Origin of the sequence: Citrobacter freundii complex sp. CFNIH9, from assembly GCF_002903305.1 — a bacterium.
Classification (GTDB): domain Bacteria; phylum Pseudomonadota; class Gammaproteobacteria; order Enterobacterales; family Enterobacteriaceae; genus Citrobacter; species Citrobacter portucalensis.
In genome coordinates this window covers 3,259,593-3,274,603 of record NZ_CP026238.1, presented here as the reverse complement: position 1 = coordinate 3,274,603, position 15,011 = coordinate 3,259,593, and the positions used below count along the sequence as shown (strand labels likewise).

The window sequence follows — 15,011 nt, the reverse complement described above, 5'->3', positions numbered from 1 at the left end:
CTAGCATTTATGGGTTATGTTTTTCAGCGGAGGGGATAATACCCTTAATGAACGCAACGGTATGTGATCGATTTCTAAGAATCTTCCGAACGCTGAAAAATAACCGTAATTAACTACTTAGCATGCGGGTTGCGCGTGGACTCACCGGTAAAATTACGCATCAACAATGCATAATTCAGATCGATATCCTCTGGTACTGGCATCCACACGGTGTAACCATCGCCCGGCGCAACCGGCATGGCTTCACCTTTCGCGTTTTCCATCTGTTCGAGGGTAAAGTTAATGTTGCCCTGTGGGGTCATCAGCTCCAGGCTGTCGCCGATGGTGAATTTGTTTTTCACCAGTACGGCTGCCAGTTCACCTTTACGTTCGCCGGTAAACTCGCCGACAAACTGCTGACGCTCGGAAACAGAGAAGCCGTATTCGTAGTTCTGATAGTCGTCATGCGTATGGCGGCGCAGGAACCCTTCGGTGTAACCACGATGCGCCAGACCTTCCAGCGTTTCGAGCAGTTGCGGGTCGAACGGTTTACCGGCTGCGGCATCATCAATGGCTTTACGATAGACCTGCGCGGTACGTGCACAGTAATAGTATGACTTGGTGCGGCCTTCGATCTTCAGGGAATGCACGCCCATCTGCGTCAGGCGTTCAACGTGGGCTATGGCACGCAAATCCTTTGAGTTCATGATGTAAGTGCCATGTTCGTCTTCGAACGCGGTCATATACTCACCCGGACGCTGGGCTTCTTCAATCATAAAGACTTTGTCTGTCGGTGCGCCAATACCCAGCGTAGGCTCAACGTTTTGTACCGGGATGGGCTCGTATTTATGCACGATATTGCCCACCACGTCTTCTTTGCCTTCTTGCACGTTGTATTCCCAGCGGCAGGCATTGGTGCAGGTACCCTGGTTAGGGTCACGCTTGTTGATATAGCCAGAAAGCAGGCAACGGCCGGAGTAGGCCATACACAGCGCGCCGTGAACGAAGATCTCAAGCTCCATATCCGGCACCTGGGTGCGGATCTCTTCGATTTCTTCCAGCGACAGCTCGCGGGAGAGGATCACGCGGGTCAGCCCCATCTGCTTCCAGAATTTCACCGTCGCCCAGTTTACGGCGTTAGCCTGTACTGAAAGGTGAATGTCCATGTCAGGGAAGTTTTCGCGCACCAGCATAATCAGACCAGGGTCTGACATGATCAGTGCATCCGGCCCCATTTCCACCACCGGTTTCAGATCACGAATGAAGGTCTTCAGCTTGGCATTGTGTGGGGCAATGTTAACCACCACATAGAATTTTTTACCCAGTTCATGGGCTTCATTAATGCCGAGCTGCAGGTTTTCGTGGTTGAATTCGTTGTTGCGTACGCGCAGTGAGTAACGCGGTTGGCCCGCATACACAGCGTCAGCGCCATAGGCGAAAGCGTAACGCATGTTTTTCAGCGTTCCCGCCGGGGAAAGGAGTTCCGGTTTAAACATAATTTTCTCGTTCTGATGACAGGTCAGACTCGCCTCACTCAATGAGGCGGTTAGGGGAGTGCCCCCATATTAAGGGCGGGCATTGTAGCGCTGCGAGGAAGTCAGGTAAAGAAAAACGCCGGGCGACAGCGTTGCGTTACCCGGCTGAGCAAATAATTATCAGGTCTTATCTTTTATCGTCTGACTGACACCATTGGTCTTAACTGAAGCAATACCTGTCTCGCGTGACTGTTCATTCGCATACAGTTGACTGCTACCAATAATCTGGTGGTTTGCAGCTTTCAGGTTGAAATGTAATTTGCCATTAGACGCTGTTTTTTTCTCATAACGCTCATCCAGAGGGCTGTTAGCCTGGACAGATGCGATCCCTTTTTCTGCAGCGCCTTTTGTAGTGTAAAGCTCACTGGTAAGGATTATTTCCCCGTTCCCAGCTTTAAGAACAAAGCGGTACTGATCATCGCTACTCTTACTTAATTCAAACCAACCAGCCATATGAACTCCTTGATTAAAAGTTTTATATCAAACAGTTATTGACGACAGTATTGTCAGAAAGAGTATGAGCGATATTTGGAGAGTTGCTAGTTACCAGGGCTCACGGAGCAGCGGAGCCCTGAAGTGCAGGAGAGTTTAAGCAATTCGGCAGGCGTCGGCTTCCCAGCGATACCCCACGCCATAGACCGCGCGGATAAACGACTGCTCGGCATCCAGCGACTCCAGCTTGCGTCGCAGGTTCTTAATATGGCTGTCGATGGTGCGGTCGGTAACGACGCGGTAATCGTCATAGAGATGATTGAGCAACTGTTCACGGGAGAACACTTTTCCCGGCTCATGTGACAACGTTTTAAGTAAGCGGAATTCGGCGGGCGTTAAATCGAGCATCTTCCCACGCCAGGAGGCCTGAAAACGGCCTTCATCGACGATAAGCGGGCTGTCTGCATCCATTTGTTGCAGTTCGCGCTGCGGTTTGCAACGACGCAGGATCGTTTTTACGCGCGCGACAACTTCGCGCGGGCTGTAAGGTTTACAAATATAATCATCAGCACCGATCTCCAGCCCCAGCAGGCGATCAATCTCTTCGATTTTAGCGGTTACCATCATGATGGGGACTTCTGAGAAGCGGCGGATTTCCCGACACAGAGTCAGACCGTCGGTACCGGGCAGCATCAGATCCAACAAGATCAGATCGGGCGGCGTTTGGCGCACGTAAGGCAGAACCAGGTCGCCGTGGTTGATCAGCGTAGGGGCATAGCTCGCTGCTCGCAGGTAGTCGATCAGCAGTTGCCCCAGCTTAGGCTCATCTTCCACGATCAGAATACGTGGTGTGTTTTCATCAATGGGTAACTCAGTCATACATCTCTCTGTAAATCGCGTTCCAGCGGTAACTCTACTGTAATGCTAACCCCACCAAAAGGCGAATGGGCGGCGCGGATTAGACCATTATGCGCTTGTACGATATTGACGCAAATCGCCAGCCCCAACCCGGAACCTCCGCTGGCGCGGTTGCGCGAGCCTTCGGTGCGATAAAATCGTTCAAACAGCTTCTGTAACTGCTCGTCACTTACGCCGGGAGCGGAATCAGCGAAGGTTAATAACACCATGCGTTCGCGTTGTTCGGCGCTGATATGCAACCCGCCACCGCTATCGGTGTAGCGCAGACTGTTTTCCAGCAGGTTGTTGAACAGCTGCATCAGACGATCCCTGTCACCAAATACCGTCATGCTGTCGGGGAGCGAAAGCTGTATGGTCAATCCACGGCTGGCGAAGCGTTCACGAAATGCGCCGCTTGCCACTTCCAATAGGGGGATGAGGTCCAGCGATGTTTTCTGGTAGGCCAGCGCGCCTTCATCTGACATGGAGAGCTGATGAAGGTCGTCAACCAGTTTGGTGAGCGTACCGACTTCAGCCTGCAACGAGGCAACGGAGTCAGGGGTAAACTGGCGGACACCATCCTGAATGGCCTCCAGTTCACCGCGCAACACCGCCAACGGCGTACGCAGTTCGTGAGAAATATCGGCCATAAAGTCACGACGCATCTGCTGGTTTTTTTCCAGTGTACTGGCGAGCTGGTTGAAGTCCTGCGCCAGCTTGCCCAGCTCATCCGTACTGGTTGGCGTAACGCGAGTGGTGAAATCGCCCGCTGCCAGTTTGTGCGTGCCTTCCACCAACCGCTTAACCGGGGCCAGCAGGCTGCGCGCCAGCGTAAACGTCGCCAGCGCGGCCAGGATCGTGGAGAGCGCAACGATAAGCCAACTGGATCGTCGTTGCTGCATGTCGAAATTGATATCCGTATTCCGCGTTAAGCGTTCCACAGGAGAGGCAATCACGGCGCCCACTTCGCTACCGTTAACGCGTATGGGATGGCGCATGCCGTCGCGAGGAACTGGGCCGCGCGGGCCGACAAGCACACGGGCGTTTTGGTCGACAACCCAAAACTGTGTACGCCAGCCGTGCGGCGGCATGCCTGGACCCGGTTTATCATCGTCGTTGTCGTGTTCAAAAGAGCGCAGGATCTGGAAAACAAAACGATCGTTATTGCGTAAGAATCGCCAGTTGCCATGTTGCTCGTACTGCTCGCTTAATGCGTCGCTGAGCATTTGCAGCCGCTGCTCGTTGCCGTGCTTGATATAGTCAATAAAACCACGTTCGAAGCTAATGCGTACGGCCCAGTGCATGCTGATCAGCAACACAATGCAGGTGGCGAAAATCGCCAGAAACAGTTTGCCGGTGATACCGGGCCGCCAGAACTTCATCAGGTGCTCCTTTTGCGCCGTGAAATCACCGCGTTGGTTTGCGTGTCGTTCGGCACGCGGGCAAAAATAATGGCGGGCAGCGCAATAATGAAGGCGATGCACAGCCAGGTATACATAAAGACGGTATGCGTACTTCCGCTGTCGATGGCGATATGCTGTTGGCCGAACATGCCCAGCAGCAGGCCTGCGATGGTCACACCAATACTCATCGACAGCTGCATGATCATCGACAGCAGGCTGTTACCGCTGCTGGCCAGATCGTCAGGCAGATCTTTTAACGTAAGCGTGTTCATGGATGAAAAACGCGTTGAGTTGACCATTCCCTGTAAAAACAGCACGAAGGGCAGGGCGTAATACCAGCCCAGCAGTGCCGTGGTCATTAGCAACAGACTGACCAGCGACAGGCCAAGCGTAGTGGTAATCAGCACACGACGGTAACCAAAGCGGTTAACGACCTGCACCACAATGCGCTTCATGCCCATACTGCCCAGCACCATCGGGATCATCATCAGCCCGGCATGAAAAGGTGAAAAACCGAGGCCAATCTGTAAAAACACCGGTGTCATAAACGGCAACATGCCGCTGCCGATGCGTCCGGCAAAACTGCCGAACAGACCTAGCGAGAAGGTTGGTGTGCGAAACAGATTCAGGCTGAATAGCGCACGTGGATTACGATGGGCGTGTTTCAGATACAGCGCAATAGCCAACACCCCGCAGATAACCAACGCCGCCAGCGTGATACTGGAGAGGCCGGTTCCTTTGCTGCCATCGAGCGCCAGCGTCAGTACCGCCATGCCGACCGCCAGCATCGCGAACCCAGAGAGGTCGAAACGTCGGGTTTGCATGGTGTAGTTGGGCATCAGCATTAACGTCGCTATTGCGCCGACAATGCCTACCGGAATGTTAATCAAAAATATCCAGTGCCAGGAGGCGTATTCAACCAGAATCCCGCCTAACGCTGGGCCCAGCAGCGGGCCGATTTGACCGGGTAAAGTGACAAACGTCATTGCCGCCATATATTGCTCACGCGGGACGATTTTCATCACCGTTAGCCTGCCGACCGGCACCATCATCGCGCCGCCAACGCCTTGTAAGACGCGCGCCATCACCAGCTCGTTGAGCGTGCTAGACCCGGCACAAAACAGCGAGCCAAGCGTAAACAGGATGATGGCGGTGAAGAAGATATTACGCACGCCAACTTTGTCCGCCAGCCATCCGCTGGCGGGCAGCATCACGGCAACAGTTAAAACATATGACACAATGACCATATGCATGTGTAACGGGCTTTCCCCGAGGCTTGCCGCCATCGAGGGAAGCGCGGTGTTAACGATGGTGGTATCCAGCGACTGCATAAAAAAGCCAAATGCCACAATCCAAAGTTGCCAGCGGGTGCTGTCGGGAAGTTCTGTCATAACTCTGCTACCGGTTTGCTGTTTTTACGCGAAAAACGCAGACGCAGACGGTCGAAAAAGAGATAGACCACGGGTGTGGTGTACAGCGTCAGGAGCTGGCTCACGACCAGCCCACCGACAATGGTTATCCCCAAAGGCTGACGCAGTTCAGAGCCATCTCCTGCGGATAACACCAACGGCAACGCGCCAAACAACGCCGCCAGCGTGGTCATCATTATTGGGCGAAAGCGCAACAGGCAGGCCTGGAAAATAGCTTCTTCCGGCTGTAGCTTGCCGTTTCTCTGCGCTTCCAGCGCAAAATCGACCATCATGATGGCGTTTTTCTTCACAATGCCAATTAATAGCATGATCCCTATCAGGGCGATTAGGCTGAATGGGGCATTGAACAGTTCCAGCGCCAGCAACGCCCCGACGCCAGCCGAAGGTAGCGTGGAGAGAATGGTCAGCGGATGGACATAGCTTTCATACAGCATACCCAGCACGATATAGACCGTGGCGATGGCGGCGATAATCAGGATCACCTGCGAATTCATGGTGTCCTGAAATACCTGTGCGGTACCGGCAAAGCTACCGCGAACCGTGGAAGGGACGCCGAGCTGGGTCATGGTTCTGTTGATGGCCTCTGTCGCTTCTGACAGTGAAGAACCTGTCGGCAGGTTAAACGACACGGTTGAGGCGGCAGACAAGCCCTGATGGTTCACAGACAGTGGCGCATTCGCCGGCTGCCATTTAGCAAAGTACGATAACGGGATCGCTTTACCGTCATTGTTGATGACGAACATTTTGTCCAGTGCGCTGATGTCCTGGGTGTAACGTCGATCGACCTCCATCACCACTTTGTACTGGTTCATCGGCTGATAGATGGTAGAGATCTGTCGTTGTCCGAAAGCATTATTCAACAGGCTGTTGGCGGCTGCCACGTCGATCCCCAGACGAGACATGGTGTCGCGATCGTAAATCAGATTCATCTCCGCGCCATTGTCCTGCTGATCGGAGTTGACGTCTGCCAGTTGGGGCAGTGCGGCAAGCGCCTTACGGATCTTCGGTTCCCACTCACGCAGCGCCGCGAGATCGTCGGACAGCAATGTGTATTGATAGCTGGCGTTGGCCTGGCGTCCACCAACGCGAATATCTTGCACCGCCATTAAAAACAGATTCGCACCTGGCTCTTTTGAAAGCGCGACGCGCAGGCGGTCGATCACCTGCTGAGCCGTTTCATGGCGCTCATCACGTGGCTTGAGGGTAATAAACATCATCCCGCTGTTGACCCGCGAACCACCGGTAAAACCGGTGACGTTATTCACCGCCGGGTCGTCGCGGATGATCTTCATAAAGTCCTGCAGTTTGCCGCGCATGGCCTGAAATGAGATGCTCTGGTCGGCCTGGATCCCACCCATCAATACACCCGTATCCTGCTCCGGGAAGAAGGTTTTGGGGATGGAAATATAAAGCCAGATATTCAGCGCAATGGCACCGAGTAACACCACGCCTACCAGCCGCGTATGGCGCAGCACCCATTTAAGCGAGGTACCGTAACTCTGTTGCAGCGCCACCAGCATACGACCAAAACCCCGTTTGCGAGACTGTTCGCGCGGGGTGCTGGATTTGAGCATCCAGCCGCACATCATTGGCGTTAATGTCAGCGACACCAGCAGCGAGATACCGATAGCAACCGACAGCGTGACGGCAAATTCGCGTAGCAAGCGCCCAGGCAATCCGCCCATTAACAGCAGTGGCAGGAATACCGCCACCAGCGACAGACTCATGGAGAGCACGGTGAATCCCACTTCGCGTGTACCCTGTAACGCCGCCTGGAGCGGCTTCATTCCTGCTTCCAGGTGGCGGGCAATATTTTCCAGCACCACGATGGCGTCATCGACGACAAATCCCGTGGCAATGGTTAACGCCATCAACGACAGGTTGTTCAGGCTGAATCCGCACAGATACATGGCGGCAAAGGTACCGATCAGCGAGACCGGAACAGCTACCGCGGGGATCAGCGTCGCGCGCCCGGAGCGCAGGAAAATAAAGACCACCAGGATAACCAGCGCCACGGAGATAATCAGCGTCTGTTCGACTTCTTCCAGCGAGGCGCGAATAGTCGGCGAGCGGTCCTGGGCTATTTGCAGATCGATAGCGGCCGGGACCAGCGTTTGTAGCTCCGGCAATTTGGCGCGAATGCTGTCTACCGTCTGAATAATATTGGCTTCCGGTAGCTTGCGGATCATCAGCAGAATGGCCGGTTTGGCATTGGTCATCCCCGCGTTGCGTACGTCCTGCACCGAGTCGGTTACAGACGCAACGTCGCCCAGTCGCACCGCCGCGCCGTTATTGTAGTGGATGATAATCGGCTGGTATTCGGCGGCGGTTTTCAGCTCATCGTTGGTTTGGACCTGCCAGCGGTGGGTATCATTCTCGACAGTGCCCTGCGGCTTACGCACGTTGGCGTTGTCAATTGCGCTACGCACGTCGTCCAGCGACACGCCCTGGTTAAACAGCGCCTGCGGATTAAGCCCTACACGCACCGCAGGCAGTGAGCTGCCTCCAACGTCCACGTCGCCCACGCCGTCGATCTGTGCGATGGTCTGCGCCAGTTGTGTTGATGCGAAATCGTACAATTCACCTTGCGAGTACGTGTCCGATGTTAGCGTCAGGATCATGATTGGCGCATCGGAAGGGTTGGCTTTGCGATACGTTGGTCGGCTCGGCATCCCGCTGGGTAGCAGACTTTGCGCGGCGTTAATTGCGGCCTGAACGTCCCGCGCCGCGCCATTGATGTCACGGTCGAATTTGAATTCGAGAATAATACGCGTACTGCCAAGTGAACTGCTCGAAGTCATTTCGTTCACGCCCGCAATGCGCCCCAGCGAGCGCTCCAGCGGAGTTGCGACCGAGGACGCCATCGTTTCGGGTGAGGCACCCGGTAACGATGCGCTGACCATGATCACCGGAAAATCCACCTGCGGTAGCGGAGCGACCGGCAGCAGACGAAATCCGAGTATGCCGCACAGGGTGATGGCTACCGAAATGAGAATGGTCGCCACCGGACGATGAATGAAAAGCGCGAAAAATTTCATTTACGCTTCCTCTTCCTGACGCGGGAAGCGGCTTTTCACGTACAACGACAGACGGTCAAACAGCAGATAAATCACCGGGGTGGTAAACAGGGTTAATACCTGACTCACCAGCAGCCCACCGACCATGCCAATACCTAATGGACGACGTAACTCTGCGCCCACGCCGGTACTCAACATCAGCGGCAACGCGCCGAGCAGTGCCGCCAGTGTAGTCATCAGGATCGGGCGAAAACGCAGCAGACAAGCCTGGAAAATGGCATCGCGTGGTGACATTCCCTGTTCGCGCTCCGCGGCAAGGGCAAAGTCGATCATCATGATGGCGTTTTTCTTAACGATACCGATGAGCAAAATAATGCCGATAATCGCGATGACGTCCAGTTCGCTCCCGGCAATCATTAACGCCAGAAGCGCCCCGACGCCCGCCGTCGGCAGCGTGGAGAGAATAGTAATTGGGTGAATAAAGCTCTCATACAGCACGCCGAGGACGATATACATCGCGACAACCGCAGCCACAATCAACCAGATGGTATTTCCCAGCGCGGCCTGGAAGGCGAGCGTGCTGCCCTGGAACTGGGTGGTAATATTGGCGGGCAGGTTAAGCGTTTTTTCGGTATCCAGAATGGCCTGTACCGCATCACCCAGCGACCACTCGTCTGGCACGTTGAACGAGATGGTGGTGACCGGGAACTGATCGAGGTGGTTAATCGACAGCGGGGCAAAACGCTGTTCAACACTGGCGATCGCGCTGAGCGGTACTATGCCGCCGTCGCTACTGGTCAGACGTATTGTATCCAGTGCCGCAAGCCCTGGCGTATTGTTGGTGTCATGTTCTAACACCACGCGATACTGATTTGCCTGGGTGTAGATGGTTGAAATCAGTCGCTGGCCGAAGGCGTTGTACAGGGCGTTGTCGACATCTGACATGCTGATGCCCAAACGGCTGGCGCTGTCACGATTGACGTTCACATATGCTACCAGCCCTTTGTCCTGCCAGTCGCTACTGACATCGGACAGTTGCGGTAGCTGATTTAGTTTTGCTATCAGCTGTGGAACCCAGGTGCTGAGGGCATCAAGGGATGTCGCTTGCAGCGTGAACTGATATTGCGTCCGGCTGACCTGAGTATCAATCGTCAGGTCCTGAGTGGGCTGAAGATAGAGGTCAACGCCGGGAACTCTGTCAACCGCGTCTTGTAAGCGCGCAATCACTTTCTGCACCCGATCGTCGCGTTCATCCAGCGGCTTAAGGTTGATTTGTAAGCGCGCGCTGTTCAATGCCGTATTAGTGCCGTCCACACCGACAAAAGCGGTCAGGCTTTCTACCGCCGGATCTTTCAGAATGACATCTGAAACCTGACGCTGGCGCTGGGCCATGCTGGCAAATGAGCTGGACTGCGGTGCCTGCAGCGTGCCCTGGATAATGCCGTTATCCTGGATCGGAAAGAAGCCTTTGGGGATAAAGACCCATAGCATAACGCTCAGCGCCAGCGTGCCGAGCGCAACGCTCAGCGTGAGCCACGGATGGTTGAGCACTTTCGCCAGCCAGTGGCCGTACCCGGCAATAACGCGATCAAACATGCGCTCTGAGGCACGGGAGAAGCGGTTTTGCTTACGCAATGAGGCCTGATTCAGCATACGCGCGCACATCATCGGCGTAAGAGTGAGCGAGACAACGGCGGAAATCAGAATCGCCACGGCCAGCGTCACAGCGAACTCCCGGAATAATCGACCTACGATATCACCCATAAACAGCAGTGGGATCAGTACGGCGATCAGTGAAAATGTCAGAGAGATGATGGTAAAACCAATCTCGCCCGCCCCCTTCAGGGCAGCAGTCAGCGGTTTTTCTCCTTTTTCGATATAGCGTGAAATATTCTCGATAACCACGATAGCGTCATCCACCACAAAACCTGTCGCAATGGTTAGCGCCATGAGGGTCAGGTTATTGATGGAGAAATCAAGAAATACCATCACCGCGAAAGTACCGATTAACGATAACGGTACGGCGACCGCAGGAATAATAGTTGCCGGAATATTGCGCAAAAACAGGTAGATAATCATGACTACCAGCGCAATCGCCAGCATCAACTCAAATTGGGTATCCGCTACGGACGCACGAATATTGGTTGTACGATCGGAAAGTACGCTGACCTTAACCGATTTGGGCAGGCTCTCGGTGAGCTGCGGCAGCATCTGGCGGATACTGTCTGCCGTGGAGATGATGTTCGCGCCAGGCTGACGCTGAACATTCATCACTATAGCTTGTTGCTTATTGGCCCATGCGCCCAGCCAGCTGTTTTCGGCCCCTTGTTCGACGGTGGCGACATCGCCCAGACGAACCGGCGCACCGTTTTTATAGGCAACAATGAGCTGACGATATTCATCCGCGGACTGCATCTGGTCGTTGGCTGAAAGGGTAACGGCACGCGTTGGGCCATCAAGACTCCCTTTTGCCGAATTGACGTTGGCACCGGTAATGGCCGTACGGATGGTTTCGCTGGTCAGACCGAGTGCGGCAATAGCCTGAGCGTTAAGCTTCACGCGGACCGCCGGACGTTGCCCACCAGAAAGTGTTACCAGACCCACGCCGGAGACCTGAGAGATTTTCTGCGCGACGCGGGTTTCGACCATATCTTCCACCTGCGTCATCGGCATGGCGCTGGATGTGACCGCCAGCGTCATGATCGGTGGATCTGCCGGGTTTACCTTGCTGTAGACCGGAGGGTTAGGGAGATCGCTGGGTAATAAATTGGTGGCGGCGTTAATCGCGGCCTGAACTTCCTGCTCGGCAACATCCAACGGGAGCGTCAGTTGAAACTGTAACGTAACGACCGATGCGCCACCGGAGCTTTGTGATGACATCTGTTTTAAGCCAGACATCTGTCCAAACTGGCGTTCAAGCGGCGCGGTTACCGCCGAGGTCATGACGTCCGGGCTGGCGCCAGGGTAGAGCGTAACGACCTGAATCGTGGGGTAATCCACTTCAGGTAAGGCGGCGATTGGCAGGAAGCGATAACCGATAATTCCGGCAAGCAAAATCGCGACCATCAGCAGCGTGGTGGCGACGGGGCGCAGAATAAACAGGCGCGATGGTCCGCCTGTGTTGTCCGGAGGTAACACCTGCATCAGGAGTTAGCTCCTTTTTTGCCGTATCCGCGTGGCGCTGTTTTCTCGTCGGAAACAGAGGCGTCGTGCGCCTCAACGACTTCGACTTTTGCGCCTTCCGTCAGACGGTCAATCCCGTCGGTCACGACCCGATCGCCCGCAGAAAGCCCGGCGGCAATCACCACTTTTTGGCTATCCTGAATACCCGGTTTAACCAGGTGTTTGCTCACTTTATTGTCGCTATTCAGTACCCAGACAAAGTGGCCTTCGTTACCCATTTGCAGGGCGGCAGTTGGGATCACAACGGCATTTTGTTGTGTGTCGACCAGCATGCGGGCGTTAACGAACTGGTTAGGGAATAAAGCATCATCCTGATTGTTAAAACGAGCCTTTACTTTGATTGTTCCGGTGGTGGCATCAATCTGATTGTCGAGACTGAGCAGGACGCCTTCGCTCAGCTTTTGCGAATTGGTTCGGTCCCAGGCTTCGACCTTCAGCTGGCTCCCCGATTTTTGTGCCTGCAACACGGTAGCAATGTCGTTTTCAGGCAACGTAAATATCAGGTCGATGGGATGCGTTTGCGTAATGACGACGATTCCGGTGGTATCGCCGCTGGATATTTGGTTACCGACATCGACCTGTTTCAGGCCGACACGACCATCGACAGGTGCGGTTATCCGGCTCCAGTCGAGCTGCAACTGAGCGCTGGCGACGCTGGCTTCATCTGCTTTGATTGTGCCTAACGTCTCATTGACCAGCGCTTGCTGTGCGTCCAGCTCCTGGCGGGAGACCAGATTGGTTTTAACCAACTGTTGATAGCGGGCAAGATCGCGACGGGCATTCGCCAGCGTGGCTTTATCTTTTGCCAGTTGTCCCTGCGCCTGAGCCAGAGCAACTTTGAACTGGCTGGGATCTATCTCTGCCAGCAGGTCGCCGGCTTTTACCTGTTGTCCTTCCTCAAAGTGTAAGGCGATGAGTTGACCATCCACCCGACTACGCACCGTGGCGGTATTTGCGGCAGTAACGGTCCCCAGCCCTGTCAGGTAACGTGGCACGGCTTCCTCGGTGGCGGTGGCAGCCTGCACGGGAGCCAACGGTCCGGAGCGCATTCCACGCCGTCCTGACCCCGCAGTGTGCTGCGCGGGTTTGGTTGCGCCCGGTGCGGTTCCCTGGGATGCGCTACGGCTTTGCCAGAACCAGATGGCGGCGACGGCGGCCACGACGATCACGATTGCTATCACCCAGCGGGATTTATTACTGCCTTTCATTGTTATGAGTTTCTCATCCTGAAACGATTCGCGGAATGATACTAGTTTAGCCAGCGAACAAGGGAGAAAAATGGAGGAATTATGAAACACTGTCGGGATTCGTCTGAATGCTGACGCGGCTTTGCGAGGCGTTACGCAACAATCGGTGGTGAAGATAGCGAATACGCAATTGTGCGATAGAGTGCTGACAAGGCAAAAAGGAGGAAAGCCAGAGATTTCAGCGGGACGCTGGAACGGGAAAGCCCCTCCCGAGGAAGGGGCCAAAATAAGGAAAGGGTTATGATGAAGTACGTCATCATACTGGTGATACTCTTAGTCATTAGCTTACCGGCTTACTAAGACACCAGGGGGAGGGGAAACCTTCCCTAACCCTCACTCCTGAAAATAAGCCACAGCAAGGATGATGTCAATACGCACACTTTTCAGCATGCGAGCGGCTTAGCGGAAAACAACGTCAGCCCAGCGGGCCAGTCCGGCGGTGACAGAACCGAAGTCATCGCCACCCGCGATAGGGATCCCGGGAAGCTGCTGGGCGAGGGCTTTTTTAATCAGCGGCGAACGCGCGCTGCCGCCGGTCAGATAAATCACGTCTGGTTTTTCCTGTGCGTTGTCCAGCGCCAGCTGGACCTGCTCGAGAATACGCGCCAGGGGCTGATTGAGCGCAGCTTCCAGTCCGTGTTGACTGATATCGGTTGCCAGCGTGTCGCTGATAAACGGTATCGCCGCCGTTACAATCGTCTGGTCGGAGAGTGCGATTTTGCTCTCTTCTGCACTGCGCACCAGGCGATAGCTCAGACGCTCGCGCCAGACTTTAAGCAGCAGAGCGACTTTATCGGCTTCTCTCGCGTCGCGGACAAGATCGTTGAGCAGTCGACCGTTGGCGCTGCTATAGAAATCACTTTGCGCGGGAACGTCGTTGATTGCGACCGCGTTCCACCACGGGAGAATCGGTAAGGCGATACCTTTTTCTGTCTCACCGCCCATACCTAGCAGTGGCATCAGGTGTTTAAACGCCAGCGCGATATCCAGATCGTTCCCGCCTACGCGGCAGCCACTGTGTCCCAGCAGGCTGTTTTCGCGATCGGCACGCTGATGCCATTGCGGCCCCATCAGCAGCAGTGAACAGTCGGTCGTACCCCCGCCAATATCCACCACCAACACGCGTTTTTCTTCCTGCAGCGTCGCTTCGTAATCCAGTCCCGCCGCTACCGGCTCGTACTGGAAGACGACATCCTGAAAACCGGCGCGTTTGGCCGCACGTTCAAGAATACCCTGCGCCTGGGTGTTGGCGTCATCGCCACCTAATCCCTGGAAGTTGATGGGCCGACCAATCACGGCCTGAGTGATAGCTTCCGGCAGTTGGCTTTGCGCCTGGTTGCGAATGTGCAGCATCATTGCACAGACCAGATCTTCAAACAGCGCAACCTGCTGCGGCTTCAGACCGCTGGCACCCAAAAATGATTTTGGCGATTTAACGAAGTACACCTCTTCCGGGTCTTCAATATACTGACCCAGCGATGCCAGACCGAACTGCACGCTGTTGGCGTTAACGTCGATGTCTTCTTCGCGGTTGTAGCGCATCGCACGGCGAAGCAGCGCCTGCGTTTCATCGTCCGTAGTTGGGATGTCGTGATGGCGATACAGCCACTCGCTAACCGCTTCGCGCGTTGGTGCGCACAACATTGAGGGTAGCAACGTGCTGTTATTTTCCATTTTGAGCAGGTGAGGCTGCCCATCACGCATAACGGCCACTGAACAGTTTGCCGTACCGTAGTCAAAACCAATAAACACCGTAAAAATCCCCATGCCAGTGAAGAAGGGGCGTGACTTTAACGAATAGTTGACGCCCCGACAACTGGAATATGAAAGCAAGGCGTACTGATTGAATACCGTTTATGCTTTAGGTTTGCGTAAAAAGGAAAACTAA

General features: G+C 54.7%; 10 protein-coding genes. 1 reads left to right on the top strand and 9 read right to left on the bottom strand.

The annotated features are described in order from the left end of the window. Positions 1-113 precede the first annotated feature (113 nt). The 8 genes from trhP to C2U43_RS16800 form a co-directional block, all read right to left on the bottom strand. The gene (gene trhP, locus C2U43_RS16835; RefSeq protein WP_103285532.1) at positions 114-1,475 is read right to left on the bottom strand and encodes a prephenate-dependent tRNA uridine(34) hydroxylase TrhP; all 1,362 of its coding nucleotides are present in this window, start codon (positions 1,473-1,475) and stop codon (positions 114-116) included. Positions 1,476-1,634: 159 nt separating this feature from the next. Further along, a complete protein-coding gene (locus tag C2U43_RS16830) occupies positions 1,635-1,967 on the bottom strand; it encodes a YegP family protein (protein ID WP_048224506.1) in 333 nt (110 codons plus the stop codon). Positions 1,968-2,102: 135 nt separating this feature from the next. After that, positions 2,103-2,825: a two-component system response regulator BaeR gene (baeR, locus tag C2U43_RS16825; RefSeq protein WP_032943946.1), complete on the bottom strand. Its 723-nt coding sequence runs from the start codon at positions 2,823-2,825 to the stop codon at positions 2,103-2,105. Beyond that, on the bottom strand, positions 2,822-4,225 hold the full coding sequence (baeS, locus tag C2U43_RS16820; protein ID WP_003834277.1) for a two-component system sensor histidine kinase BaeS: 1,404 nt from the start codon (positions 4,223-4,225) through the stop codon (positions 2,822-2,824). The genes baeR and baeS overlap by 4 nt, the downstream gene beginning before the upstream one ends. Next, positions 4,225-5,637 (bottom strand): MFS transporter, encoded by a 1,413-nt coding sequence (locus C2U43_RS16815; protein ID WP_003834276.1) that lies wholly within the window; start codon positions 5,635-5,637, stop codon positions 4,225-4,227. The genes baeS and C2U43_RS16815 overlap by 1 nt, the downstream gene beginning before the upstream one ends. After that, positions 5,634-8,714: a multidrug efflux RND transporter permease subunit MdtC gene (gene mdtC / locus C2U43_RS16810; protein ID WP_103285531.1), complete on the bottom strand. Its 3,081-nt coding sequence runs from the start codon at positions 8,712-8,714 to the stop codon at positions 5,634-5,636. Before mdtC ends, C2U43_RS16815 begins: the two co-directional genes overlap by 4 nt. Further along, complete coding sequence (locus C2U43_RS16805; RefSeq protein ID WP_008785211.1) at positions 8,715-11,837, bottom strand: MdtB/MuxB family multidrug efflux RND transporter permease subunit; 3,123 nt, start codon at positions 11,835-11,837, stop codon at positions 8,715-8,717. Continuing rightward, positions 11,837-13,084: an MdtA/MuxA family multidrug efflux RND transporter periplasmic adaptor subunit gene (locus C2U43_RS16800; RefSeq protein WP_020996658.1), complete on the bottom strand. Its 1,248-nt coding sequence runs from the start codon at positions 13,082-13,084 to the stop codon at positions 11,837-11,839. The genes C2U43_RS16805 and C2U43_RS16800 overlap by 1 nt, the downstream gene beginning before the upstream one ends. A 279-nt stretch (positions 13,085-13,363) precedes the next feature. Here C2U43_RS16800 and C2U43_RS29420 point away from each other — a divergent pair, with 279 nt between their 5' ends. Further along, positions 13,364-13,423 carry a type I toxin-antitoxin system Ibs family toxin gene (locus C2U43_RS29420; protein ID WP_106672390.1) on the top strand — a complete coding sequence of 20 codons (60 nt, stop codon included), beginning with the start codon at positions 13,364-13,366 and terminating at the stop codon, positions 13,421-13,423. Between the two features lie 99 nt (positions 13,424-13,522). On the opposite strand, the gene yegD is transcribed toward C2U43_RS29420, so the two are convergent. Continuing rightward, positions 13,523-14,875, bottom strand: coding sequence for a molecular chaperone (gene yegD / locus C2U43_RS16795; RefSeq protein WP_020996657.1), 1,353 nt, complete (start codon positions 14,873-14,875; stop codon positions 13,523-13,525). Positions 14,876-15,011 lie beyond the last annotated feature (136 nt).